Below are 25,568 nucleotides of genomic sequence, written 5' to 3'. Positions count from 1 at the left end.
GGTAATAGAGAACAAACTCTATTACCTTATGGATTATATCATATTCTATTGTTTTTTTCTTGCAAAAAATGAACCTGCCAGTAAAAACGTCGGGATGGAGCTTAAGCCGACGATCAGCAGCCAGTCCCTCGGCTCGATGGACACGGTGTGGAAAATCGGCTGAAGACCCGGCAGATAGATGACGACCAGCATCAACAACAGGGACGAAAGGACGGCCCAGACCAGGTACATATTGCCGAATGGGTTCCTCGAGAACACCGATACTTCACTGCGGCAATCGAATACGTGGATGAGCTGTGCGAGGACCAGGGTCGCAAACGCGATCGTCTGTGCGTACTCGAGCTGATCCGGGTGCTGATGATAAGCGATGATGAACGCAAGCAGGGTGACACCACCAATTAAGAACCCCCTCGAAACGACCTTCCAACCGAGCCCCCTTGCAAAGACGCCTTCTTTCGGATGACGCGGTTTCCGCTTCATCACATCTCCTTCGGGCTTATCAAGGCCAAGGGCCATGGCAGGCAGTCCATCCGTCACTAAATTGACCCAAAGGATCTGGATCGGCACCAACGGCAGTGGAAGGGCCAAAAGCATGGCAAACAACATGACCAGGATCTCCCCCACGTTCGAGGCGAGGAGATAGCGGATGAATTTACGGATGTTTTCGTAAATGTTCCGCCCCTCTTTGATGGCCGATTTGATTGTAGCAAAGTTGTCATCAAGGAGGACGAGGGATGATGATTCTTTCGCCACATCTGTACCGGTGATCCCCATGGCAATCCCGATATCTGATGTCTTAATGGCCGGGGCATCGTTGACCCCGTCTCCTGTCATCGCTACGATGTGTCCACGGTTTTGCAGGGCTTTCACGATTTTCAATTTATGCTCGGGTGATACCCTGGCGAATACCGAGACATCTTCAACGATTTCCTCAAGCTCTTCCACTTCCATCTCATTCAGCGCCTTACCGTCCATCACCCTGTCGTTCGACTTCAGGATACCGAGCTGTTTGGCAATGGCTTTGGCCGTCAATACATGATCGCCGGTGATCATCACGGTTTTGATTCCCGCATCACGGCATTCCCTCACCGCCTGTTTCACTTCGGGACGAGGAGGATCGATCATTCCTTGAAGCCCTATGAACGTCACTTCCTTTTCAACCATGGTCTCTGTCAATAAATCCAATGATTGTCCGCTTAGTGGCTTATAGGCGATGGCGATGGTCCTGAGGGCATTCGATGACATCCCGGAAATCGCCTCTTCCACTGCTTGAAAAGCGGATTCATTCGCCTTTTGAACCTTGCCGTCCCAAATGATGGACGCGCTTTTTCCTACAAGGACATCCGGAGCCCCCTTGGTGACTGCAAAAAGCTTTCCGGCAGCATCCTCTGCCACGACTGTCATCATTTTCCTTGTGGAGTCAAACGGGAATTCCTTCACGATCTTGAAAGAGGTCGACAAGGCGTCCCGTGTCAATCCCGCCTTCATCCCCGCTACGAGAAGGGCACCTTCCGTCGGGTCACCGTCAAGTATGAGCTCGCCGTCCCTTTCCACGAGTTCTGCATGGTTGCAGAGCATGCCGAACGTAAGAAGCTGCTTCAGGGATTGATCAGAGGATGGCGAAACCCTTGCTTCACCGTTGAAGAATTCCCCTTGAGGAACATATCCGGTACCGGACACATCCCATAGCCTACCTGCGCTCCAAAGCTTGGTAACGGTCATTTTATTCTGGGTGAGGGTCCCTGTCTTATCGGAACAAATCACCGATGCACAGCCCAGCGTCTCCACGGCAGGAAGCTTCCGGACGATCGCTTTCTGCTTGATCATCCTCTGGACGCCTAGTGACAGGGCAACGGTCACGATCGCCGGAAGCCCTTCAGGTATGGCGGCGACGGCCAGAGATACCCCTGCAAGGAACATGGAATAGATGTCATGTCCTTGGAGCACACCGATTCCAACGACAAGGGCCGTCAGGATGAGGGCCACGGTAATCAGGATCTTGCCGAGTTCCTCGAGCCTACGCTGAAGAGGCGTAGTCATCGTTTCTGCTTTTTGGATCATATCGGCGATCTGCCCCATGGCTGTATTCATTCCGATGGATGTGACGACACCCAGACCGTTGCCCCTGGTGACGAGCGTCCCCATGAACGCCATGTTTTCCATGTCCCCAAGGCTCAACCCCTTGCCGTGCAGGGGCTTGGTTGTTTTCAGGACGGGAAGCGACTCCCCCGTCAGGGCAGATTCCTCGATCTCAAGGTTATTCGTTTCGATCAAACGGATGTCGGCCCCGATCCGGTCACCGCTAGTGAACCGGATGATATCTCCGATCGTCACTTCTTTGGAGTGCACCTTCACCCATGAGCCATCCCGGAGGACAGAAACCTGGGGTGCAGATAACTCCTTCAGCGCCTGCAATGATTTCTCTGCTTTCCTCTCCTGGAAGAATCCTAGGAAGCTGTTGACCACGACGATGGCGATGATGGCGATGGCATCAATGTACTCACCCAAAAGTCCGGATATGAGTGTGGCGGCCAGCAGGACCAGGACCATGAAATCCTTGAACTGGCTAAAAAATACCAATAGGGCCGATTGTTTTTCGGCTTCCTCCAGCTGATTATATCCATACTGCTTCATCCGGTTTTCGGCGTCAGCAGACGAAAGGCCGTGTTGATAATCCGTATTGATGGCCTTCTCTATATCCTCCTGTCTCATCTCATGAAATTTCATGCACCCATCTCACTCTCCTCCTACAAATACGAAAAGTTGTCCTTCTCTTAGCATTCTTATTCAGACTCGTCCTGAAAAATGATATGATTTAAGGAGGTTTAATTCGTCGTCCGTTCCTTTGTTTTGTAAATGGAGGCAGGACGCGCTACAATCAAATGAATGAGTAAAAAAGAAGAGGATGTTTTGCATGTCATTCGATGGACTATTTACAAAAGCCATGACTGAAGAGCTGAAAGAAGCCCTCCTTCACGGCAGAATCAATAAAATACATCAGCCTTATAAAAATGAAATCATCATGGTCATCCGGGCCAACGGGAAGAATCATAAACTTCTCCTATCCGCCCACCCAAGCTATGCCAGGGTACAGCTGACAGGAGAGGAATACGAAAATCCCCCCGTACCACCGATGTTCTGCATGCTCCTCCGGAAGCATCTTGAAGGCTATATGATCGAAGACATCCACCAGATCGGCCTCGATCGGATGATCATCCTGGAGGTAAAGGGACGGAATGACATCGGGGATGTCTCCTACAAACAACTGATCATCGAAGTGATGGGAAGGCACAGTAACATCATCCTGGTCGACAAGGGGCGCAATATGATCCTTGACAGCATCAAGCACTTGTCACCGAGCATGAATTCCCACAGGACCGTGCTCCCCGGGAATGAATACATCTTCCCACCAAGCCAGGATAAGCTAAACCCCCTGGATGCTGCAGGGGAAGATGTCCTGCGGTCCCTCGATTTCAATTCCGGTAAATTGGACAAGCAGATCGTGGGATCCTTCTCAGGTGTATCACCACTCGCCGCCAAGGAAATCGTCCACCGCGCCGGCCTGGGGACACAGGCTGCCATTGCCGATTCATTCCTGCACTTCATGGCGGACCTTCGGGAACACCGGACGTCCCCTACCCTGATTTCGGGAGACAAGGAAACATTCTACTGGTGCCCGCTGGACCACGTCGAAGGAGAGCGTCATTCCTTCACCACCCTTAGTGGACTTCTCGATCGCTTCTTCTATCAAAAAGCATCAAGGGACCGGGTGAAGCAACAGGGCAATGACCTTGAGCGTTTCATCCGGAACGAGCGCGATAAAAACGAGAATAAGATCGTCAAGCTCGAGCGTACCCTTCAAGAGGCGAAGGATGCCGATCGTTACCAGCTCCTCGGAGAACTGCTCACCTCCAATCTCTACGCGGTACAGAGAGGGATGGAAGAAGTATCCGTGGTGAACTATTACGACGAAGAAGGCGGATCGGTGACGATCCCTCTGAATCCTCAAAAATCACCCTCTGAAAATGCCCAGGGCTATTTCTCCCGCTATCAAAAAGCGAAGCACGCTGTTCAGGTGGTACAGGAACAGATCGAAAAAGCAACCGATGAGCTCGCTTACTTCGAGCAGCTCCTTCAGCAGCTCGAATCCGCCTCCACAAAGGACATTGAAGGAATCCGGGAAGAGCTGGAGGAAGAGGGATACCTGCGCGTCCGGAAGAACCAGAAAAAGAAAAAGGCAAATGAAAAGCTGGTGCTCGAATCCTATACAGCGACCGACGGTACGAAAATCCTCGTCGGGAAGAATAATAAACAGAATGATTATCTGACCAATAAAGTGGCGGCGAAGAGTGATATCTGGCTCCATACGAAGGATATACCTGGTTCTCATGTCGTCATCCGGGGTGCTTCCCCTTCAGATGAAACCATCCTTGAGGCAGCCAATCTTGCTGCTTACTTCAGCAAAGCAAGGGAGTCGGGATCGGTCCCAGTCGATTACACGGAAGTACGACAGGTTAAGAAACCCCGCGGCGCCAAACCGGGATTCGTTATCTATGAAAATCAGCAGACCGTCTATGTCACACCTGATCTTGACCAGGTCAGGGCCATGAAAGATCGTTGAATCACACACCTAAAAAACGCCGAAATCATTTTGATTTCGGCGTTTTTTCATGTGTTTATATCAATTCACCTGCTTCTTCCAACCCTCGGGATCCCGGCTCCATTCTTTCAATTCAACGAGATCAGCACCCGAGATGAGTCCCTCTTCCTCAGCTGCTTCCAGAAGACTTGAATAGTTGGAGAGGGAAAAGGCCTCGATCCCGTGTTCACGGAGGGCATCCGCCCCTTTTTGAAGCTCGTATGTAAAGATGGCGGCAACCCCCAAAACTTCACACTCCGACTCTCTCAGGGCCTCGACCGCCGTGATGCAGCTGCCACCTGTTGAGATGAGATCTTCTATGACTACCACTTTTTGCCCGGGAAGGATCTTTCCTTCGATCTGGTTCCCTTTTCCGTGTCCCTTTGCCTTGGACCTGACATAGCACATAGGGAGATCCATGCGCTCTGATACCCACGCCGCATGAGGGATCCCCGCGGTTGCCGTTCCTGCGATGACATCGACTTCTGGGAAATGTTCGCGGATCATGGAGACAAGCCCATCTGCAATCTGCTTTCTCACGGCAGGATAGGATAAAGTCAATCGGTTATCGCAATAGATTGGTGATTTGATCCCGGAAGACCATGTGAAGGGCTCACCAGGGTTCAAGAATACCGCCTTGATGTTCAAAAGTTCCTTAGCAATTTGTTTTTTCATAGATGCTTCCCTCCCAATCTTGACAAATCATTCGGTATGCGGCAACAGGATCGGCTGCCTTCGTGATGCTTCTGCCCACGACAATATGTGTTGACCCCAACTCCCTTGCATTTCCAGGGGACGTAATGCGCTGTTGATCATCCGCGCCATCCGATTTCATCCTGATGCCCGGTGTGACGCGAAGGAATTCTTCTCCACAATACTCCCTGATCAGACCTGCCTCATGAGGGGAACATACCACCCCTTGAAGTCCGGCGCCTTGAGCCAGGCGGGCATAGTGGATGACGGATTCCGTCAGTGGATTCGGGATGAGCTGTTCGGACTGCATCTGGTGTTCAGATGTCGAGGTGAGCTGGGTGACAGCGATGAGCTTCGTCTTGCCGCCCTGAGATTGGATGGCCTCCATCGCCCTCTCCATCATCTCCTTGCCCCCGGCAGCATGGACGTTGATGAATTCTAGATCCCACTGTCCAAGGCCTTTCATGGCACCGAATACCGTATTCGGAATATCATGTAGCTTCAGGTCGAGGAAGATCCTGTGATCCTTTTTCAAGAGGGACTCAATAATGCGAGGCCCATTTTGAAGGTAGAGCTCCATTCCCACTTTGACGTTCAGTCTCTCGTCGAATTGCGATAAAAATGCTTCTGTCACTTCCCATGTTGGGAAATCAAGGGCGATAAACGGCTTGTTCATGTTTCCCCCAGCTCCTTCCGGTCAATTGAGAAATATGGTCCACGTTCATTTCGGCAAGCAGTGCTGGCAGTTCGTGAATGATTTTCTTACAGATGAAAGGATCTACGAAATTGGCTGTGCCTACTGCAACAGCACTGGCACCGGCGTAGAAATATTCAATCACATCTTCTGCAGACTCCACTCCCCCCATCCCGATGATCGGCAGGTCCACTGCCTGACTCACCTCATGGATCATCCGGATGGCAACCGGTTTGATGGCCGGACCCGAAAGCCCCCCCGTCTTATTGGCAAGGATCGGTCTCCCCGTCTTGAGATCAAGCCTCATGCCGAGTAGGGTATTGATCATCGTCAATCCGTCGGCACCACCCCGTTCAACGGCTTTGGCCATCTCCACGATATTGGAGACATTCGGTGAAAGTTTGACGTATAGGGGAACCTCTGACACGGCTTTAACCTTTCTTGTCAACTCCATGGCAACCTCGGGGATTGTCCCGAAGGCGATTCCGCCGGTTTTCACATTCGGACAGGAGATGTTGAGTTCAAGGGCATGTACATTTGATGCTTTGGAGATTTCACGGGCCACATGAACATAGTCTTCCATCTGCGAACCCGCCACATTGGCGATGATGGGCACGTCGAACCTGGAAAGCCACGGCAGCTCCTTTTGCATGACCGCATCCAAACCGGGATTCTGGAGACCGATGGCATTCAGCATCCCGGCATTGGTTTCTGCGACACGCGGCGTGGGATTGCCGAAACGGGGCTCTTCCGTCGTCGCTTTGATCATGATGGCCCCCAGTTCGCTCAGGTCGTAGAATTGGCTGTATTCCCTGCCGAATCCAAAACATCCCGACGCCGGCATGATCGGATTCTTCAAACTCAAGCCGGGCAACTCAATCTGTAATTGTTTCATAACGCCACCACCCCTACAGGAAATACAGGACCGTCGCTGCATACTTTCACATAATCCGTCCCTTCAGGATCATCTGCCAGATGACACACACACGCGAAGCAAGCGCCGATCCCGCACCCCATGCGTTCTTCCAGTGACAGGAATCCACTTCCTGAAAGCCTGCTCTGCAGTGCCTTCAGCATCGGATTCGGTCCGCAGGAAAAAAATTGATCATACGGAATTGATTCTTCTTCAATCACATCTGTTACAAACCCTTTTCTTCCTAGGGAACCATCCACGGTGGCGATATGCGTCGGTCCTAGTTCCATGAACTTGTCTTCATAATAACTGACGGCTTCTTCCTGAAAACCAAGCACATGCGTCACCTTCCACCCGTTGTTGCGAAGGGCTTTTGATAGTCCATATAATGGCGGGACGCCGATTCCGCCTCCGATAAGCAGGGCCGTCCTGCCCTCACCCTGTTGAACGTCGAATCCGTTCCCAAGGGGACCGAGGACATCGACCCTTCCTCCCGCCCCGACAAGGGCCAATTGCTTGGTCCCTTTGCCTTCGGCGCGGTAGATCAGGCTCATCTTCTTTTCATTCCGATCATGTTCAGCAATCGAAATCGGTCTTCTTAGAAGGGGATCAATGCCGGCACCTACCTTGACATGGACAAATTGACCCGGTGCCGTAATCTCCTTTACTAATTCACCTTCAAGGACAAGCTCATAGATGTTCCTGGCAAGGAGGCGGTGACTCACCACCTTCATCGATTCATTGACGATCATGAATGGACCGCCTTTCTTGATGGTTTCGCAGCTATCGCCTCCGCAGAGAATGTCATAGATTCGTAGACTCTCAGTATAGCTTGGGCTGTATCCAGGGAGGTCAGGCACGGGATGCCGTTCTCCACCGACTCCCTTCGGATCCGGAAGCCGTCACGTGCCGGCTGCTTTCCTTTGGTCAGCGTATTGATGACGAGCTGCGTTTCCCCGCTTTGGATGATGTCGAGAAGAGTCGGTCCGGTGGAACCGATCTTATCCACTTCACGGACCTGGATGCCTTGAGAGGCAAGGTACGATGCCGTTCCTTTCGTGGCAAGGATCTGGTACCCGATGCTTACGAACCTTCTTGCAAGGCTTGCCGCTTCTTCCTTGTCCTTGTCTGCTACTGTCATGAGAACCGAACCGTGGTCTTTCATCTGCATGCCGGCTGCCACCATGCCTTTGTACAGTGCTTTCTCCAGGGTCTGATCTTTCCCCATGACTTCACCGGTGGATTTCATTTCAGGTCCAAGCGTGATGTCCACCCTTCTCAATTTGGCGAAAGAGAATACCGGCACTTTGACATACACGCCTTCCGCTTCTTCCACGAGCCCCGGCTCATATCCCAGTTCACGCAGGGAGATGCCGAGGATCGCCTTGGTGGCAACGTTCGCCATCGGCACGTTGGTGATCTTTGAAATGAACGGAACCGTCCGGCTTGAGCGTGGATTCACTTCCAGTACGTAGACTTCGCCTTTTGAAATGACATATTGGATGTTCAAAAGGCCGACGATATTCAATCCTTTGGCGAGCCTTGTTGTATAATCTACAATCGTGCTTTTTTGCTCTTCAGTCAGCTGCTGTGGCGGGTAGACGGCGATGGAATCCCCGGAGTGGACCCCTGCCCGCTCGATATGCTCCATGATCCCAGGGATGATTACATCTTCCCCGTCACAGACGGCATCCACTTCGATTTCCTTTCCGATCAAGTAGCGGTCGATAAGGACGGGATGCTGCGGGTTCACTTTCACGGCATTTTCCATGTAGTGGAGGAGCTCCTCTTCTCGATACACGATTTCCATGGCTCTTCCGCCAAGAACATACGATGGTCTGACGAGCACGGGATAACCGATCGATTCGGCAATGGCGATAGCCCCTTCCACCGATACGGCTGTCTTGCCCTCAGGCTGTGGAATACCGAGTTCCTGCAGGGTGTGCTCGAACTTATCCCTGTTTTCCGCCCGATCCAGGTCTTCCAGTGACGTGCCGAGGATGCGCACACCGCGATTCACAAGTTCATCTGCCAGATTGATGGCGGTTTGGCCCCCGAACTGTACGACGACCCCTTTCGGCTTTTCATGGTCGATGATGTGCATCACATCTTCCACCGTCAACGGTTCGAAGTATAATTTATCCGAAATGGAGAAGTCAGTGGAAACCGTTTCGGGATTGTTATTGACGATGATCGCTTCGTAACCCGCTTCCTTGATGGCCCAGACGGAGTGGACGGTGGCATAGTCGAATTCGACCCCCTGACCGATCCGAATCGGTCCGGAACCAAGGACGATGATGCTCTCGCGCTCTGTTACTTCCGATTCATTTTCATCCTCATATGTTCCGTAGAAGTAAGGCGTTTCAGATTCAAATTCCGCAGCACAGGTATCCACCATTTTGTAAACCGGTGTCAGTTCCTCCTGCTTCCTCCACTCATACACTTCCCTCTCCTTCACAGACCAGAGGGAGGCAATGGCGATATCCGAGAAGCCCATGCGTTTTGCTTTGTACGCAATCGCGTGATCGAATGGGTGGTTTCGCAGTTGTTCTTCGAAGCGGATGATCCGGTCCATTTTATTCAGGAAGAATAGGTCGATCTTGCTCCAGTCATGAATCGTCTCGATCGTGATGCCTCGTCGGAGCGCTTCACCGATGAAGAACAGTCTCTCATCCCCTGCTTTGCGGATCCGTTTCTCGATCCATTCCGGTTCCTTGGCGTTCAATTCATCCAATCCGAGATGGTACGTATTGCTCTCAAGGGACCTGATCGCTTTCAGCAGCGACTCCTCCAAGGTCCTTCCGATGGCCATCACTTCCCCCGTAGCCTTCATCTGGGTGCCCAGATTCCGTTTGGCCGATTCGAACTTATCGAAAGGCCATCTCGGGATCTTCGTGACCACATAATCAAGGGCCGGTTCGAATGCCGCGTAGGTCTTCCCTGTCACGGGATTCATCATTTCATCCAGGGTCAAGCCCACAGCGATCTTCGCGGCAAGCTTCGCGATCGGATAGCCCGTCGCCTTCGAAGCAAGAGCCGAGGACCTGCTTACACGCGGGTTGACCTCGATGATGTAATACTGGAAGCTGTCCGGATCGAGCGCCAGCTGCACATTGCAGCCCCCTTCGATCCCCAGGGCACGGATGATCTTCAGGCTGGTATTCCTGAGCATCTGATATTCCCTGTCGCTAAGCGTCTGGCTCGGGGCCACGACGATGGAATCCCCTGTATGGATCCCAACCGGATCGATGTTTTCCATATTACAAACCACGATGGCATTGTCTGACGCATCCCGCATCACTTCATATTCGACCTCCTTGAAGCCGGCGATGCTTTTTTCCAGAAGGCACTGGGTGACGGGGCTGTATTTCAACCCGGAGCTGACGATTTCATTCAGTTCTTCTTCGTTGTGGCAGATCCCGCCTCCTGTTCCACCAAGGGTGTATGCAGGGCGTACGATGACCGGGAAGCCTACCTCCTCGACGAATGTGTATGCCTCTGACACCGTATGGATGATTTCGCTTTGAGGTACCGGTTCCGAAAGCTCATTCATCAGTTTACGGAACAGATCACGATCTTCTGCCTGTTCGATGGCCGAAAGCTTCGTACCGAGAATCTCCACTCCGCACTCTTCCAGTACGCCTGATTGATGGAGTTCGACGGCAAGATTGAGACCCGTTTGCCCTCCGAGGGTCGGAAGGAGGGCATCCGGCCGCTCTTTACGGATGATGCGGGATACGAATTCAAGGGTCAGGGGTTCGATGTATACCTTATCGGCCATTTCGGCATCGGTCATGATGGTGGCTGGATTCGAGTTCACCAGGATGACCCTGTATCCTTCCTCTTTCAGGGCGATGCAGGCCTGTGTCCCCGCATAGTCGAATTCTGCTGCCTGGCCGATGATGATCGGGCCACTCCCGATTACAAGGATGCTTTTAATGTCTGTACGTTTAGGCATGTTGAATCTCCTTCCTTTTCTCTTCATTCATGAGTGTCAAGAAATCATCGAACAAGTAATTGGAATCTTCAGGTCCCGGAGATGCCTCAGGGTGGTATTGAACCGTGAAGGCAGGATATTCCTTATGCTTCAACCCTTCGATCGTCCCGTCATTGATGGCGATATGGGTAACCTCGAGATCGGTATCGTCAAGGGAAGCTTCATCCACCGCATACCCGTGGTTCTGGGAAGTCAGGGCCACCTTCTTCGTCAACACATCCTGAACAGGATGATTTCCGCCCCTGTGTCCGAACTTCATCTTGAATGAATCGGCCCCACAGGCGAGGGCGAATAGCTGGTGACCGAGGCAGATCCCGAACAGTGGGATCTCACCGAGGAGGTCTTTGATCGTCTGGATGGCTTCCGGTACGTCCTTCGGGTCTCCCGGTCCATTCGACAGCATGATGCCATCGGGCTGGAGTCTCCGGATCTCTTCTGAAGAGGTATCATGAGGGACGACGATGACATCGCAATTCCGTTTGTTAAGCTCCCGAAGGATTCCGTGCTTCATTCCAAAGTCCATCAAGACGACCCTGAATCCCCTACCAGGACTGGCATACGCGGTCTTCGTGGAAACCTGCGCAACTTGATCGGTCCTAAGGGCGGATGCGTTCAACCTGTCAATCATTAGGGCCGGATCTTCTTCCGCACTGCAGAGGATGCCTTTCATCGATCCTGATTTCCTTATGAGACGGGTCAGCTTTCTTGTATCGACACCGGCGATACCAGGGATCCCCTTGACCCTGAGCAGCTCATCAAGTGTGGACTCATTGCGCCAGTTGGAGGCAAAGTCTGCCGATTCCCGTACAATGAATGCCTTGACTGCAGGAGAGATCGATTCGAAATCGTCACGATTCACCCCGTAGTTTCCGATCAGTGGATAGGTCATGGTGACGAACTGGCCGCAGTAAGAGGGATCGGACAAGATTTCCTGGTACCCTGTCATGCTTGTGTTGAATACGACTTCCCCTATGACCTCGCTGTCTGCACCGAATCCTTCACCGATAAAAATCGTTCCGTCTTCCAGAATGAGCTGTCTATTCATTATGCTTCTCCTCCATTCCAAACTTGTTGACCTTGATAAAATGTCGCTTGCGGATATCCTGTGCATTCCCACCCTGAGAATGGTGTATTTTTGCCTTTAGACAGGAAGGATTCAGGTTGAATGGTTTCCTTCTTTTCCAGATCGATCAGCGTGAAGTCCGCATCGCTTCCAGCGTTGAGGGTGCCAAACGGTAGATTGAACGCTTCTGAAGGTTTGACTGTCATCCAATCGATGAGCTGCTTCAGCGTGATGATCCCTTTTTGGACAAAATGCGTATGGAGTAAAGGAAAGGCCGTTTCAAGACCGACAATCCCGAATGGCGACAATTCCATGCCCTCTCCCTTTTCTTCTTTTGTATGCGGTGCGTGATCGGTGGCGATAAAGTCGATGGTGCCATCCAGAAGCCCTTCGATGAGGGCGTCCCTGTCCTCTTTCCCGCGGAGAGGTGGATTCATCTTAAAGTTTGGATCCAGTCCGGGGATGTCGTCTTCACATAGCAGGAGATGATGGGGGGTCACTTCTGCAGTCACCTTGATGCCCGCCCGCTTTGCATCCCTCACCACCCTGACTGATTCTTTTGTTGAGATGTGGCAGACATGGTAATGGGCACCCGCTGCTTCCGCCAGGAGCACATCCCGTGCGATATGAACGGCTTCACATACAGACGGGATCCCATTCAGTCCGTTCGAGGCTGAAAATCGCCCTTCATGGACGGACCCTTTATTGATCAAGGTGTTCTCTTCGCAATGGGCCACGATGGAAGCGCCGATAGCTGCCGCCTTTTTCATGGCTTCGAGCATCATGGCGGCGGACTGTACTCCGACACCGTCATCAGTAAAAGCGAAAGCCCCATGTTGCTTCATTGCCTCTAGGTCATTCAATTCCTTCCCAGCCTGTCTCTCTGTAATGGCTCCGTAAGGCAGGACCCTGACCGAGGCCATTTCATGTATTCGATTATGTAACCAATCAAGTGTTTCGATATCATCCGGTACTGGACGTGTGTTCGGCATCGCCGCGATCGTCGTATAACCTCCTTTTGCAGCGGCTTTCGTTCCGGTTTCAATGGTTTCTTTATGTTCTCCTCCAGGCTCGCGGAGATGAACGTGGAGGTCGACGAAACCTGGTGACAATAACATGCCCCGTGCATCATATTCCATCTCACCCGTGTTGGAGAGTCCCGTTCCTATTTCTGCAATCTTGTTTCCGTTTGTCTTTACCTCTACCGGTTCCAGTTCCCCTTTTGCATTCAGAATGTTAGCATGTTTGATCAACCAGTTCATGTTGACGTCCTCCTTGTAATTGGAATGCTCTTTTTAGTACCGCCATTCTGACGAATACACCATTTTCCATTTGTTTGAAGATCCTGGACCGCCCGCATTCCACAAGGGAATCTGCGATCTCGACCCCGCGGTTGACCGGTGCCGGGTGCATGATGATGCTTCCGGGAGCCATCTTTTTCTCCCTTTCCAGGGTAAGGCCGTACGCCTGATGATAATCCGCCTTGGACGCAATCGGCGTTCCATGATGCCTTTCATGCTGGATGCGAAGGAGCATCACGACGTCGGAGGATCTCATCGCTTCGTCGATCCCTACATATCGGTCACCGTAGCGCTCAGGGAACCATTCCTCAGGACCGGAGAACCTGACCTCAGCCCCGAGTGCGGTGAGGGCTTGTGCATTGGATCTTGCCACACGGCTGTGGGCGATATCGCCGATGATGGCGACCCGGAGACCGCGGAATCCCCCGAATTCCTGACGGATCGTCATCAGGTCGAGGAGGCATTGAGTGGGATGATTTCCGCAACCGTCCCCCCATTGATGATCCTGACGTCGAGGTCCTTGAGCTCATCGAAGTACCGGTCCCTGCTGTGCCGGATGACGACGGCCCCCACACCGATCGATTCCATTGTTTTCACTGTATCGTAGAGGGTTTCCCCCTTTTGGATGCTTGAGGCGTGGGACTCAAACGGAATCACTTCCAGACCGAGCCGCCTTTCCGCCATTTCAAAACTGCATTTCGTCCGTGTACTGGCTTCGAAGAATAGGTTGGCCACGAAATGGTCCGATCCATCTTCCCACCGCTCTCCTGCTTTGAAGCGTTCTGCCTGATCCAGGACTGAGAGGATCTCTCCTTCTGATAAATCCTTCATGGTTAATAAATGCCCCATCGTACACGCCGCCCTTCTGTCTTATTTGTATAAAAAAACACCCTGTGCCTTATGCTCAGGGTGTTTTTCAGCCGTAAAGAACAGACTCGTCCCTTTACAGCATCACCCTTATGGACTCTCTGGACCATTGTTAAAAGGTGTTCTATGCTACTTCGTCATTTGCTTGTTTTTGTTCTTCGAATAGATTTCCTGATGTTTCTTCCCGTCCCGGAAGGACAAGATTCAGTACGACACCGATGATCGCTGCGAGGGCCATGCCAGACAGTGACACGTTTTCTCCCAGTTCCACATAGGCGCCTCCGACACCGATGACAAGGATGACAGATGAGATGATAAGGTTGCGGTTCTTCCCAAGGTCCACCTTGTAGTCAATGAGCATCCTGAGACCGCTCGATGCGATGATTCCGAAGAGAAGGATGGATACCCCTCCCATGACTGCCGTCGGGATCGAACTGATGAGGGCCGTGATTTTCCCGATGAATCCGAACACGACTGCCAGTACGGCTGTCCCTCCGATTACATAGACGCTGTATACCTTCGTGATGGCGAGGACACCGATGTTTTCACCGTATGTGGTAACTGGCGGACCTCCGATGATGGAAGCGATGACTGTCGCCGCCCCGTCGCCGAGGATGGATTTATGCAAGCCCGGTTTTTCGATGAAGTTCCTTCCGACAACTTTGCTTAGGACCATCTGGTGACCGGTGTGCTCTGCCATCGTCACGACGGCGACAGGTACCATGATCGACATGATGGACCAGGAGAAGGAAGGTGTGTAGTCGACGAATGGAATGAAGAAGTCGGGCATTTTGAATAGTGGCGCGTCAAGAACCGGTTGAAAATCGACGAGCCCGGCGAATATGGCAATGATATAGCCGCCTGTTATACCAGCAAGGATCGGGACCATCCCGAGGAAGCCCTTGAAGTAGACCGAGCAGATGATCGTGATGAGCAAGGTGGCGAGCGCCACAAGGATATGCTTGCTGCTATAGACGAGGGTATCTGCATAAGGATCGGCATACATGGCCATGTTGACGGCCGTTCCTGCAAGACCCAGTCCGATGACCATGATCACCGGTCCAACCACAACCGGCGGAAGGATCGTGGACAGCCATTTCACTCCGAGCTTCGAGATCAGGAGGGCGACAAGGCCGTACACGATTCCGGCCATGAAGCTCCCCATCATGGCTGCACCGGGGCCTCCGAATTGCTTGGCGGCAATGATCGGGGCGATAAATGCAAAGGATGATCCAAGGTAGGCCGGGATCTGACCCCTCGTGATGATGATGTATGCAAGCGTCCCAAGGCCGCTCGACACGAGGGCAACCCCCGGGCTCAGATCGACGAGAAACGGTACGAGGACCGTGGCGCCGAACATGGCGAACAGATGCTGAAGGCTCAGGGTGAGCCATTTTCTTGCTGGTGGGACTTCATGTACATCAAGTACGATATCTTGTTTGTTGGTCATAGTATTTCCTCCTTGTTTCACCTATTAAAAAAGCCCTCTTATCCAAGAGGGCACAAAGAGGGCAGGAGACGGCCTTACGCCTTCCCCACCATCCTTTGTCAGCCTCACTGGACCACTCTTAAAAGGATACTTATTCGTTTTCGTAGATGGATACTTCATCCCGGTCATCGACCTCGGAGAGAGCAACCATGATTTTCTCAGAGCTTGAAGTCGGGATATTCTTCCCGACATAGTCGGCACGGATCGGAAGCTCCCGGTGACCTCGGTCAACGAGAACGGCCAGCTGGATCTGACCCGGTCTTCCGACATCCATGAGGGCGTCGAGACCCGCTCTGACCGTTCTTCCGGTAAACAGGACATCATCGATCAGGATGACTTTTTTATTGGCGATATCCACCGGAAGATCCGAACCCTTCACCTCAGGTTCATGGTCGGTTGTCTTAACAGACAGATCGTCGCGGTAAAGTGTTATATCAATCTCTCCGACAGGAACCTTCTGTCCTTCGATATCATGGATCCGTTCAGCGAGCCTGCGGGCGATATGGATGCCCCTTGTCTTGATGCCGACAAGGACGATCTCTTCGATCCCTTTATTGCGCTCGATGATCTCATGAGCGATCCTCGTCAGGGCCCTGCGGATGGCAGGCTGGTCGAGAACCGTTGCTTTTTTTGTCATAGGTGGTACCTCCTTCATTGCCATAAAAAAATCCCCTCACCCATGGATGAGAGGATACACTTATCGTATATAAATCTTTGCACACCTAAATTGGTATACAAACTCCTTCTCAGTCTCACGGGACTGTATTAAAGGTCGTATTCAATTACATTCATCTTACAGGTTCCCTGCCCATTTGTCAATGACTATTTTCAAGGCGTGCAATGAGCTTGGTGAATTCTTCCGGAAGATCTGCGTGGAATTCCATGTATTCGCCTGTACGCGGATGCACGAATCCAAGTGTTCCAGCATGAAGGGCCTGTCCGTTGAGTGGCAGCGTCTTCCTCGGACCGTATTTCGGGTCTCCAGCAAGAGGATATCCGATGTATTTCATATGAACACGGATTTGATGGGTCCGGCCAGTCTCAAGTTCACATTCCACGAGGGTGAAATCTTCGTACCGATCGAGCACCCTGAAATGCGTGACGGCATTTTTGCCATTGTCCACGACGGTCATGCTTTGACGATCTTTAGGATCCCTTCCGATCGGCGCATCGATCGTACCGTACTCATGTGGGATGTTCCCATGAACGATGGCGGTATATTTACGTGTGACGGTCTTCTCCACAAGCTGATTGACAAGATGCTCGTGGGCCTTGTCGTTTTTTGCAACCATCAATAAACCGGACGTATCTTTGTCAATCCGGTGTACAATACCGGGGCGCATGACACCGTTGATGCCGGAAAGATCTTTGCAGTGGTGCATCAGACCGTTCACCATGGTCCCTGAAGAATGTCCGGGTGCCGGATGGACGACCATGCCTTTCGGTTTGTTGACGACGATGACATCCTGATCTTCGTATGCGATATCGAGATTGAGATCCTCTGCCTCGACATCCAGCTCTTCTGGGTCAGGGATCGCGATTTCGATCGAAGCATCGAGAGGGCATTTGAAGTTGGCTTTCACCACTTCCCCGTTCACCTTCACATGCCCTTCCTTGATCCATAATTGCACAAGGGACCGGGACCAGTCTTTATTCAGGGAGCTGACAACCTTGTCGATACGCTCTCCTTGGTTATTTTGATCAATGCTGTGTTGAATGACTTCCATGTTTGTTCTCCTTCTTTGCTTTTCTTTCATCCATGAACATATGCAGGAGCAATAAAATTACACCTATCGTGAGCGATGCATCGGCAATATTGAATATCGGGAAATCGTAAGTGAAAATATATGTATTAAGGAAATCCACCACTTCCTGCCTCGTCACCCGGTCGATGAAGTTCCCGATGGCGCCGCCGAGCATGAATGCAAGACTTGTGCTGAAGAGTGAATGGCCTTTCGCATGCTTTTGCATGTAATACACGATCCCGACGATCACGGCAATGGTGATGACGTAGAAGAACCACATCTGACCTGGCAGGATCCCCCACGCCGCGCCCGGATTTCTGTGCGAAGTGATATAAAATACATCAGGGATGACCGTGATGCTTTCACCTTGCGTCATATTTCGTACAACCAGCCATTTGGTAAACTGATCGATCCCGATGACCACTAAAGCGAGAAGATAATAATACACAAAGGCAACCTCCGTATCCATTAGAGATGATTACCTTTGAATTTTAGCATAAACCCGGTGATAAAGACACTTAATCCCTTGTTTTTTGAAAAACAAGGGATCTTATAAATAAAGATGCACTTTCCCGTATTTCCGCCAATCGTTCATTTCTTGAAGTGTTGATGATGTCGGACTCATTTTCATCAGTTCGAATGGGATCAATTCTCCGCTCATTTCACATGTCGCAAATGAATTCATGTCGGCCCGGCCAAGTGCATACCGTACATCCCTGATCTCTTCTTCAATCATTTTCCTTACAATCGGATGGCTCGTTACAGCCGACTCCAATTCCTTCAATGATGATTCCAGTTCTTCAATGATTGCCGGGTATCGGTCATCTGTCATCTTCATCCCTCCATTCATAGTATGGAGGAAAACATGCTGTTGCCATCTTGCAAGATCTAGCAATTATGGAATGTCAACTGAACATCCGCCTACGCATCAAGGAACCGCTGACGCCTTATGACTAATCAGGAAATATCTTATAGATCCATCCAACAAGAACCGGAATAACAAAGAAGACCGCCTCTTTATGAGGCGGTCCATTTCAATCATGCTAAGTGTGAATAGTTTTCTTTGACCACGGCTGCACAGCGCGGGCAGAGGGTCGGATGGTCCTGGTCTTCCCCGACGCGAGGTGACACAGTCCAGCAGCGCTCGCATGTTTCGCCTTCTGCTTTTTCTACCACGATGCTATTCGCACCGAGTGATAGGGCTTCTGCAGGGGCTTCTGACGCGCGTCCGCCGATTTCAAAAGCAGAAACGATGAACAGCTGCTTCAGGTCCTCCTTGATGCTTGAAAGGAGGGCTTCCGTCTTTTCATCCACATAGAGCGTGACTTTAGCGGTGAGGGACTTCCCGATCACTTTTTCATTCCTTGCTTCTTCCAACGCTTTAAGGACATCATCGCGGACGTCAAGAAATGCATTCCATTTCTGCTTCAGCTCTTCCGCACCGTCGAATGATTGCACTTCCGGCATATCAGTCAGTTGTACGCTCTCCCCATCGACACCCGGGATGTGAACCCATACTTCGTCAGCCGTGTGAGCAAGGATCGGTGACATGAGCTTTGTCAACGATACGAGGCACTCGTACAGGACGGTTTGAATGGCTCTTCGATCATGTTGATCTGCAGATTCGATGTAGAGAATATCTTTGGCAAAATCGAGATAGAAAGAACTCAAGTCGAGCGTACAGAAATTATTCACCGCATGATAAATGCCGGCAAACTCGTACTTATCGTAAGAATTTTTAACGTTTTTCACAAGGTCATTCAGCTTCACGAGCATGAAACGGTCGACTTCCCGGAGATCGCTGTAAGAAACGGCATGGACACCCGGATCGAAGTCCGACAGGTTGCCTAGAAGGAAGCGGAAGGTGTTGCGGATCTTCCGGTACACTTCAGCCACTTGCTTCAGGATCGGATCGGAAACCCGCACATCCGCCTGATAGTCGACGGATGCAACCCAAAGGCGAAGGATATCTGCACCGAGCTGCTTCATGACTTTTTCAGGTACCACGACATTGCCGAGGGATTTACTCATTTTACGTCCATTGCCATCAAGGGCGAACCCGTGGCTTAAAACGCCTTTATAAGGCGCTTTTCCTGTGACGGCTACGCCGGTTGTCAATGAAGAGTTGAACCAGCCACGGTATTGATCGGATCCTTCGAGATAGAGGTCCGCCGGTCGCTGAAGGCCATCACGCTCTTCAAGGACTGCCTGGTGTGAAGATCCTGAATCGAACCAAACATCCATGATGTCCGTTTCTTTCGTGAAGTGGCCGTTCGGGCTTCCTTCATGGGTGAATCCTTCCGGAAGGAGGTCTTTTGCTTCGCGCTCGAACCAGATGTTGGATCCATGCTCACGGAATAGGTTTGATACATGTCCGATTGTTTCATCGGTGATGATTTCCTGTCCATTCTCAGCATAGAAGACGGGAATCGGTACTCCCCATGCACGCTGACGGGAAATACACCAGTCGCCGCGATCACGGACCATGTTGTAAAGGCGCGTCTCTCCCCACGCAGGGATCCACTCCGTCTCGTTGACGGACTGAAGCAGTTCGTCACGGAACTTATCAATGGAAGCAAACCACTGGGCCGTTGCACGGAAGATGACCGGTTTTTTTGTACGCCAGTCGTGTGGGTAGGAGTGCGTAAAGAACGAAATCTTCAGGAGTGCCCCTACCTCTTCCAATTTTTCAGTGATCGGTTTATTCGCTTTATCATAGAAGAGACCTTCAAATCCTGGTGCCTCATCTGTCAGTACGCCCTTGTCGTCTACGGGACAAAGAACATCAAGGTTGTATTTTTTCCCGATGATGAAGTCATCTTCACCATGACCCGGAGCTGTATGGACACAGCCTGTACCGGAGTCTGTCGTCACATGGTCACCGAGGATGACAAGAGAATCACGATCATAGATCGGGTGCTTGGCAACAATGTACTCAAGCTCTGATCCCTTGACCGTCTTCTCGACGGAGTGATTTTCCCACTCAAGGACAGATGCGACCTCCTCAAGGAGATCCTCCGCCACGACGAAGCGCTCGCTTCCCACGCTTACGACCGAGTAATTCAGTTTCCCGTTCACCGCGATGGCTAGATTTGCAGGGATCGTCCAAGGAGTCGTCGTCCAAATGATGAACTTATCACCAGTTGCAAGGACATCTTTCCCGTCTGCTACAGGGAATGCCACATAAATCGATGGTGACTTTTTATCCTGATATTCAATCTCGGCTTCTGCAAGGGCAGACTCACTCGAAGGTGACCAATACACAGGTTTTTTCCCTTTATAGATATACCCTTTCTTCGCCATATCACCGAAGACCTTGATCTGCTGGGCTTCGTATTCCGGTTTCAATGTGATATATGGATTCTCCCAGTCACCGCGAACGCCGAGCTGCTTGAACTGTGCGCGCTGATTGTCCACCTGCTCATACGCATATTCCTCACAAAGCTTCCTGAATTCCGCTACGGTCATTTCCTTGCGCTTGACTCCTTTGTTGGTCAAGGCCTGCTCGATCGGCAGTCCGTGAGTATCCCAACCCGGCACATATGGTGCATGGAACCCGCTCATGGATTTATAGCGGACGATGAAGTCCTTCAGGATCTTATTCAGGGCATGGCCCATATGGATATTCCCATTTGCATATGGAGGTCCATCATGAAGGATGAACAGCGGCCGGCCTTTTGTCCTTTCTTGTACTTTTTCATAGATCGACATATCGTTCCACTGTTCCTGCATCTTCGGCTCGCGATTAGGCAGGTTCCCCCTCATGGGGAATTCTGTTTTTGGCATTAATAACGTCTCTTTGTATTCCAATTCAATGGTCCTCCTTCTTCAATTGAACCTGTCATCCAAACCATGAAAAAAAAGCTTCCTCATCCCTGGAAAGGGACGAGAAAGCTTTTCCCGCGGTACCACCCTCATAAGGGCATGGTCGCCCTCACTCGAAAATCCGTAACATGGATCAGTCGCTGTCCGCTAGCATTCGTTCACAGACAGGGCTCAAGGGTGATCTTCCGCTTCATTTCCCTACCGGGCTTGCACCGCCCCCGGTTCGCTGATTAAGGATATTGCTGAAACGTACTCTCCCTGTCACAGCCTTTTGATGACAGGTATTCTTCTGGTTTTTCAATTATATGAAAAGACCTGCCCATCCGTCAAGTCAGTGTCTCTTCTTCTTTCAGTGTCTTCAAATCTGTTGCATCCACATCGAATTCCATGAGCTGATCCCAATCGTTTGTATCGAGGAGATCCAACTGTGCTTCGATGAGCATTTTGAAGCGCGTGCGGAATACCTTGGACTGCTTTTTGAGTTCTTCGATTTCAATGGCGATCCGGCGGGCTTTCGATAGTGCTTCATTGACGATGCGGTCGGCGTTCTTCTCAGCTTCCTTGATGATGAGCTTCGACTCCTTCATCGCATTGCGCTTCACTTCTTCACCCGCTTCCTGGGCGACGACGATGGACTTATTCAATGTTTCTTCAATCGTCGTGAAATGGCCAAGGCGCTCGTTCAGGGAATCAAGGCGTTCTTCTGTTTCCTTCTTCTCGCGGATCAGGATCTCATAATCCTTGATGATCTGGTCGAGGAATTCATTCACTTCGTCTTCGTCATATCCGCGGAAACCACGGCTGAATTCTTTATTATGTATATCTAACGGCGTCAAAGGCATGGGCGCCACCTCCAAAACTTGGTTGATTACTATCATTATAACTAAATTTTCGACAGCTTGTACCGAATTTCCTTTAATTTCGCAAAATTATTTCAAAACACCGAACGTGATCCGCCATTTATCACGCTTCGTCTTGCCATCGATGGTCAACAGTTTGCTCCTGCCGTACCCCCGCGTCGAGATGACATCCCCCTCTTCCACTTCGAAGGACGTGCTCTCGGTGGCCTTCCAATTCACCTTCACAAGGGACGCTTTGATGAGGGACTGTGCCTTTTGCCGGGAAACCCCTTGAATGGCGGATAGGATCACATCGAGTCTCAGGGAGCTTACCGTCGCGGTATTTTCACTCCATTTCTCATCCGAGGTGAACAGGTCTGCCGCCTGACGCTTTTCAAGTGAGACCTTCGCTTTCCCGATCTGCTGCAGCTCCATTTCAAGATACCCTGAAATTTCGTCGGCCGCCACGAGCTGATAGCGCTCCCCTTCAGTCAGGATATCCCCGAATTTCTCCCTTTTAAGGCCTAGGGACATGAGCGTACCGAGGATCTGCCTATGCTCTATTGTAACAAACTTCGTAGGGTAATGAATCTCATACAGGCATATACCATAATCTTCTTCTGAAGGCTCATAATAGTCAGGGTAGATCAGCGCACGCTTGCGCTCCCCTTTCTCAGGGAAAAATGCGACCCTGACGCTCCCCTCGGTGCCGATGATGCTGAGGAGGATATGCTGCTCTCGGGGATCGAGAAAATCGGTCCGTTTCTGGGCATACTGGATCTCCACCTGCTCCTTCCATTCAACCACCTGGTCGATGAAGCCCCGTTCTTCCGGTCTGAAGTGCTGATAAAGTGTCGACACGGGATTTCCCTCCTTCCATGCAAAAGGACTGAACCGGGAAGGGTATCAGTCCTTTTGAGCTTACTATCTGATCCATAAGAAAAGTTGCTCCAGACCATTGCCTGCCAGTCGCAGTACGATAAAGGCAACGATTGGTGAAATATCGATCATCCCAAGAGGAGGGATGAACTTCCGGAACTGTTCCAGATAAGGCTCACAGATCCGCGCGAGCATCTGACCGATGGACGTTTCCCGGGCATTCGGGAACCACGACATCAGGATATAGATGATGAGCGCCCACATATATAAAGTTAATAGGGAGTTTAACACTTGATATAGGAGGTTCATGATTCAGCTTACCACCTCGATTCTGTAAAGTCTTCTTCACTGAGGAATTCAGAAATGTTCCCGCTCACTTCGACGTTATCAGGGGTGCACAGGAAGATATCATTCCCCACCCGCTGGATATCGCCTCCGATGGCATACACGGTTCCGCTCAGGAAATCGACGATCCGTTTTGCCTGGTCATGCTGGATGCGCTGCAGGTTCACCAGGACAGAGCGGCGATTTTTGAGATGATCGGCGATTTCCTGGGCCTCCGCGTACACGCGCGGCTCGACGAGGATCACCTTGGATGACTTCTGGACGCTCTGCAGGCTGACAACGTTTTGTTTCGTCTGTGCCGGTGACTGGGATTTCATGGGCTTCTTCTCCTCATGTTCTTCGTATTTCTCTTCCTCATCGTATTCGTACTCATCTTCATCAAGCAGGAAAAACGTTTTAAATTTTGATTTGATACCCATTTTTATTCATCTCCTCTCAGTCATTTCCAACTAATGCCGTTCCAATACGGACAAATGTGGCTCCTTCTTCGATGGCGATCTGAAAATCATTACTCATTCCCATGGACAGTTCCGTACAGGGGGCATGGGGCAGACCAAGGGCCTTGATCTCTTGCTGCAGCATTCTGAGATTTCGGAAACAGCTGCGGAGGAATGCTTCATCCTGCGTATGGGGTGCCATCGTCATCAGGCCGACGACGTTGATATTCTCGAGTTCTTGCAATGATATGATGAAATCGCGTACTTCTTCCGGGGATATGCCGTGTTTCGATTCTTCACCGGACACATTGACCTGTACGAAGCAGTTTACAGGCTTGTCCGCCCGTTTATCGATTTCAACGGCCAAGGAATGACGATCCAGTGAATGTATGTATGAAACCTTATCGATGATCTGTTTGACTTTCCTGGTCTGGAGCGAGCCGATGAAATGCCAATCGACACGGTTTCCGATGGCCTCATATTTTTCGGTGAGACCGGTGTCCCTGTTTTCCCCGAGATGTGTGATCCCTGCAGTGACTGCTTCCTGCGCCCGTTCGATCGTCACATATTTCGTCACAGCCACGACCTTCACGTCCCCAGGGGACCTGCCGGCATTTCCACACGCCTGCTCTATGCTGCTGTCTATTCTTTGAAGTCGTTGTTCAACGTTCATGTTCAGTCTCCTTCCAGCCTATGAAACTCATCATCCTGCCTGTCTTCCCGCCGTCTTGCCGGTAAGAATAGAAGTCTTCATGACAGGAGGAACAATGACCGGAAGTCTTGATCTGTTCCGCGGACACACCGCTTTGGATCATTAAGAGCCGGTTCAACTGTTTCAGATCCAGATGATATTGACCCTCTTCCTTTAGATTATAGGGGATGTGGGGTCCATCTTCTAGTACTTTTTCAATTTTCCCAATGACAAAATCATCTACCACATAGCAGTCTCCGCAGATCGAAGGACCGATCACGACGTCGATATCCCCCTTCGAGGAGCCGGCTGCGACCATGCGATCGATCATGGATGGACCGATCTTGGCAACGGTCCCCTTCCAGCCTGCATGGGCAATGCCGATCATCTCCTTTACCTTGTCGTAAAAATACAAGGGCACACAGTCCGCGTAGCACATCGTCAGGAGCAGACCATCGGATGAGGCAAGAAATCCATCGGTATCGGGCACCGCATCATCATAGCTCTTTGATCCTCTTCCTGCTTTCGAACCATCAATGAGCTCGATGCGATCACCATGTGTCTGCTCGGCCGCAACCCAGCGTTCGAGGGGGAAACCGATCAGCTCAGAGAGCCGTTGGCGGTTCTCCACGACGGAATCGCGGTCATCCCCTACATGCAGACCCATGTTGAAGGAGTGATGGGGACCGCTGCTTACTCCCCCGTGCTTCGTCGTGATGCCGGCGGTGACGCCGCTCCACCCGGGGATCGTATAATAGGATTCATGTTGCTTTTTGAAAGGTTCCACAGAATGAATCTCCTTTTTTCTTTTCTTTAGTGTATCATATGCCCGTCAGTGAGTCATTTATCAATAGAAGATTCCGGCCCCTCGAGCTGAGCCTGTTTGTAATAGTGATCCTGCTGCTCCTTATATCGTACAAGGATGACGTCTTCCCCGATTTTGACGATATTGTTCCATGGAACGACGACTTCTTCGTCCTTTCCGAAGAACCCAAGCAGCTTCCCACCTCCGCCAATGACGATCGCCTCGATCCTCCCGCTGTCGAGATTGATTTCGATATCGGTGATATTCCCGAGTTTCCTCCCATCTGAAACACTGACGACATCCTTCACTTGAAATTCCGAGATCCGTACCACCTGTTCCTTCCCCC

General features: G+C 51.1%; 22 protein-coding genes, 1 pseudogene and 1 other annotated feature. Of the genes and pseudogenes, 1 reads left to right on the top strand and 22 read right to left on the bottom strand.

Annotated features, from left to right (window positions below; translation table 11 throughout):
- Positions 1 to 45: 45 nt before the first annotated feature.
- Positions 46 to 2,727 carry a cation-translocating P-type ATPase gene (locus tag D5E69_RS09850; RefSeq protein ID WP_048013061.1) on the bottom strand — a complete coding sequence of 894 codons (2,682 nt, stop codon included), beginning with the start codon at positions 2,725 to 2,727 and terminating at the stop codon, positions 46 to 48.
- A gap of 187 nt (positions 2,728 to 2,914) precedes the next feature.
- Between D5E69_RS09850 and D5E69_RS09845 the strand changes: the two genes are divergently transcribed.
- Positions 2,915 to 4,621: an Rqc2 family fibronectin-binding protein gene (locus D5E69_RS09845; protein ID WP_159129606.1), complete on the top strand. Its 1,707-nt coding sequence runs from the start codon at positions 2,915 to 2,917 to the stop codon at positions 4,619 to 4,621.
- Between the two features lie 60 nt (positions 4,622 to 4,681).
- On the opposite strand, the gene pyrE is transcribed toward D5E69_RS09845, so the two are convergent.
- The 21 genes and pseudogenes from pyrE to D5E69_RS09740 all read right to left on the bottom strand — a co-directional run bounded on the left by pyrE (position 4,682) and on the right by D5E69_RS09740 (position 25,554).
- Positions 4,682 to 5,314, bottom strand: a complete 633-nt coding sequence (pyrE, locus tag D5E69_RS09840; RefSeq protein WP_048004107.1) for an orotate phosphoribosyltransferase — start codon at positions 5,312 to 5,314, stop codon at positions 4,682 to 4,684.
- Entirely contained in the window at positions 5,295 to 6,008 is a 714-nt protein-coding gene (gene pyrF, locus D5E69_RS09835; RefSeq protein ID WP_063191201.1) for an orotidine-5'-phosphate decarboxylase, read from the bottom strand. The genes pyrE and pyrF overlap by 20 nt, the downstream gene beginning before the upstream one ends.
- Positions 5,983 to 6,921, bottom strand: coding sequence for a dihydroorotate dehydrogenase (locus D5E69_RS09830; protein ID WP_048004109.1), 939 nt, complete (start codon positions 6,919 to 6,921; stop codon positions 5,983 to 5,985). Before D5E69_RS09830 ends, pyrF begins: the two co-directional genes overlap by 26 nt.
- A complete protein-coding gene (locus D5E69_RS09825) occupies positions 6,918 to 7,691 on the bottom strand; it encodes a dihydroorotate dehydrogenase electron transfer subunit (RefSeq protein WP_159129605.1) in 774 nt (257 codons plus the stop codon). Before D5E69_RS09825 ends, D5E69_RS09830 begins: the two co-directional genes overlap by 4 nt.
- A complete protein-coding gene (gene carB / locus D5E69_RS09820; RefSeq protein WP_159129604.1) occupies positions 7,688 to 10,897 on the bottom strand; it encodes a carbamoyl-phosphate synthase large subunit in 3,210 nt (1,069 codons plus the stop codon). The genes D5E69_RS09825 and carB overlap by 4 nt, the downstream gene beginning before the upstream one ends.
- Positions 10,890 to 11,981, bottom strand: a complete 1,092-nt coding sequence (locus D5E69_RS09815) for a carbamoyl phosphate synthase small subunit (protein ID WP_048004112.1) — start codon at positions 11,979 to 11,981, stop codon at positions 10,890 to 10,892. Before D5E69_RS09815 ends, carB begins: the two co-directional genes overlap by 8 nt.
- A complete protein-coding gene (gene pyrC, locus D5E69_RS09810; protein WP_159129603.1) occupies positions 11,981 to 13,261 on the bottom strand; it encodes a dihydroorotase in 1,281 nt (426 codons plus the stop codon). Before pyrC ends, D5E69_RS09815 begins: the two co-directional genes overlap by 1 nt.
- Positions 13,236 to 14,149: pseudogene (locus D5E69_RS09805) on the bottom strand (aspartate carbamoyltransferase catalytic subunit). Before D5E69_RS09805 ends, pyrC begins: the two are co-directional and overlap by 26 nt.
- A gap of 142 nt (positions 14,150 to 14,291) precedes the next feature.
- Positions 14,292 to 15,617, bottom strand: a complete 1,326-nt coding sequence (locus tag D5E69_RS09800; protein ID WP_048013052.1) for a solute carrier family 23 protein — start codon at positions 15,615 to 15,617, stop codon at positions 14,292 to 14,294.
- A 130-nt stretch (positions 15,618 to 15,747) separates the two neighbouring features.
- A complete protein-coding gene (gene pyrR, locus D5E69_RS09795) occupies positions 15,748 to 16,293 on the bottom strand; it encodes a bifunctional pyr operon transcriptional regulator/uracil phosphoribosyltransferase PyrR (RefSeq protein ID WP_048004116.1) in 546 nt (181 codons plus the stop codon).
- Positions 16,294 to 16,471: 178 nt separating this feature from the next.
- Complete coding sequence (locus tag D5E69_RS09790) at positions 16,472 to 17,383, bottom strand: RluA family pseudouridine synthase (protein WP_159129602.1); 912 nt, start codon at positions 17,381 to 17,383, stop codon at positions 16,472 to 16,474.
- Positions 17,358 to 17,849: a signal peptidase II gene (lspA, locus tag D5E69_RS09785; protein ID WP_048013160.1), complete on the bottom strand. Its 492-nt coding sequence runs from the start codon at positions 17,847 to 17,849 to the stop codon at positions 17,358 to 17,360. Before lspA ends, D5E69_RS09790 begins: the two co-directional genes overlap by 26 nt.
- A 102-nt stretch (positions 17,850 to 17,951) precedes the next feature.
- Positions 17,952 to 18,233, bottom strand: a complete 282-nt coding sequence (locus D5E69_RS09780) for a hypothetical protein (protein ID WP_159129601.1) — start codon at positions 18,231 to 18,233, stop codon at positions 17,952 to 17,954.
- Between the two features lie 206 nt (positions 18,234 to 18,439).
- Positions 18,440 to 21,211, bottom strand: coding sequence for an isoleucine--tRNA ligase (ileS, locus tag D5E69_RS09775; protein ID WP_159129600.1), 2,772 nt, complete (start codon positions 21,209 to 21,211; stop codon positions 18,440 to 18,442).
- Positions 21,212 to 21,279: 68 nt separating this feature from the next.
- Positions 21,280 to 21,500 (bottom strand) — a binding site (T-box leader).
- A 52-nt stretch (positions 21,501 to 21,552) separates the two neighbouring features.
- Positions 21,553 to 22,068 (bottom strand): DivIVA domain-containing protein, encoded by a 516-nt coding sequence (locus tag D5E69_RS09770; protein ID WP_048004120.1) that lies wholly within the window; start codon positions 22,066 to 22,068, stop codon positions 21,553 to 21,555.
- 87 nt (positions 22,069 to 22,155) lie between these two features.
- Positions 22,156 to 22,926, bottom strand: a complete 771-nt coding sequence (locus D5E69_RS09765) for a YlmH family RNA-binding protein (RefSeq protein ID WP_048015533.1) — start codon at positions 22,924 to 22,926, stop codon at positions 22,156 to 22,158.
- A gap of 63 nt (positions 22,927 to 22,989) precedes the next feature.
- A complete protein-coding gene (locus tag D5E69_RS09760) occupies positions 22,990 to 23,253 on the bottom strand; it encodes a YggT family protein (protein WP_159129599.1) in 264 nt (87 codons plus the stop codon).
- 8 nt (positions 23,254 to 23,261) lie between these two features.
- Entirely contained in the window at positions 23,262 to 23,708 is a 447-nt protein-coding gene (locus D5E69_RS09755) for a cell division protein SepF (protein WP_048004123.1), read from the bottom strand.
- Between the two features lie 16 nt (positions 23,709 to 23,724).
- Positions 23,725 to 24,399: a YggS family pyridoxal phosphate-dependent enzyme gene (locus tag D5E69_RS09750; protein ID WP_063191193.1), complete on the bottom strand. Its 675-nt coding sequence runs from the start codon at positions 24,397 to 24,399 to the stop codon at positions 23,725 to 23,727.
- Entirely contained in the window at positions 24,389 to 25,204 is an 816-nt protein-coding gene (gene pgeF / locus D5E69_RS09745) for a peptidoglycan editing factor PgeF (protein WP_063191192.1), read from the bottom strand. The genes D5E69_RS09750 and pgeF overlap by 11 nt, the downstream gene beginning before the upstream one ends.
- Before the next feature lie 53 nt (positions 25,205 to 25,257).
- Entirely contained in the window at positions 25,258 to 25,554 is a 297-nt protein-coding gene (locus D5E69_RS09740) for a YlmC/YmxH family sporulation protein (protein ID WP_048004526.1), read from the bottom strand.
- Between the last annotated feature and the right edge of the window lie 14 nt (positions 25,555 to 25,568).

The organism is Rossellomorea marisflavi (genome assembly GCF_009806575.1).
Lineage (GTDB): Bacteria > Bacillota > Bacilli > Bacillales > Bacillaceae_B > Rossellomorea > Rossellomorea marisflavi_A.
Note: the sequence above shows the minus strand (reverse complement) of the source record. Positions and strands in the feature narration are given on the sequence as shown.

Excerpts from the sequence above, each read along its gene's own strand:
- D5E69_RS09780 (WP_159129601.1), bottom strand. The coding sequence starts at position 18,233 with ATGACAGATGACCGATACCCGGCAATCATTGAAGAACTGGAATCATCA.
- carB (WP_159129604.1), bottom strand. The coding sequence starts at position 10,897 with ATGCCTAAACGTACAGACATTAAAAGCATCCTTGTAATCGGGAGTGGC.
- D5E69_RS09790 (WP_159129602.1), bottom strand. The coding sequence starts at position 17,383 with ATGGAAGTCATTCAACACAGCATTGATCAAAATAACCAAGGAGAGCGT.
- D5E69_RS09800 (WP_048013052.1), bottom strand. The coding sequence starts at position 15,617 with ATGACCAACAAACAAGATATCGTACTTGATGTACATGAAGTCCCACCA.
- D5E69_RS09815 (WP_048004112.1), bottom strand. The coding sequence starts at position 11,981 with ATGAATAGACAGCTCATTCTGGAAGACGGAACGATTTTTATCGGTGAA.
- pyrE (WP_048004107.1), bottom strand. The coding sequence starts at position 5,314 with ATGAAAAAACAAATTGCTAAGGAACTTTTGAACATCAAGGCGGTATTC.
- D5E69_RS09825 (WP_159129605.1), bottom strand. The coding sequence starts at position 7,691 with ATGATCGTCAATGAATCGATGAAGGTGGTGAGTCACCGCCTCCTTGCC.
- D5E69_RS09760 (WP_159129599.1), bottom strand. The coding sequence starts at position 23,253 with ATGAACCTCCTATATCAAGTGTTAAACTCCCTATTAACTTTATATATG.
- pyrF (WP_063191201.1), bottom strand. The coding sequence starts at position 6,008 with ATGAACAAGCCGTTTATCGCCCTTGATTTCCCAACATGGGAAGTGACA.
- D5E69_RS09750 (WP_063191193.1), bottom strand. The coding sequence starts at position 24,399 with ATGAACGTTGAACAACGACTTCAAAGAATAGACAGCAGCATAGAGCAG.
- pyrC (WP_159129603.1), bottom strand. The coding sequence starts at position 13,261 with ATGAACTGGTTGATCAAACATGCTAACATTCTGAATGCAAAAGGGGAA.
- D5E69_RS09845 (WP_159129606.1), top strand. The coding sequence starts at position 2,915 with ATGTCATTCGATGGACTATTTACAAAAGCCATGACTGAAGAGCTGAAA.
- D5E69_RS09770 (WP_048004120.1), bottom strand. The coding sequence starts at position 22,068 with ATGCCTTTGACGCCGTTAGATATACATAATAAAGAATTCAGCCGTGGT.
- D5E69_RS09850 (WP_048013061.1), bottom strand. The coding sequence starts at position 2,727 with ATGAAATTTCATGAGATGAGACAGGAGGATATAGAGAAGGCCATCAAT.
- pyrR (WP_048004116.1), bottom strand. The coding sequence starts at position 16,293 with ATGACAAAAAAAGCAACGGTTCTCGACCAGCCTGCCATCCGCAGGGCC.
- D5E69_RS09830 (WP_048004109.1), bottom strand. The coding sequence starts at position 6,921 with ATGAAACAATTACAGATTGAGTTGCCCGGCTTGAGTTTGAAGAATCCG.
- D5E69_RS09755 (WP_048004123.1), bottom strand. The coding sequence starts at position 23,708 with ATGGGTATCAAATCAAAATTTAAAACGTTTTTCCTGCTTGATGAAGAT.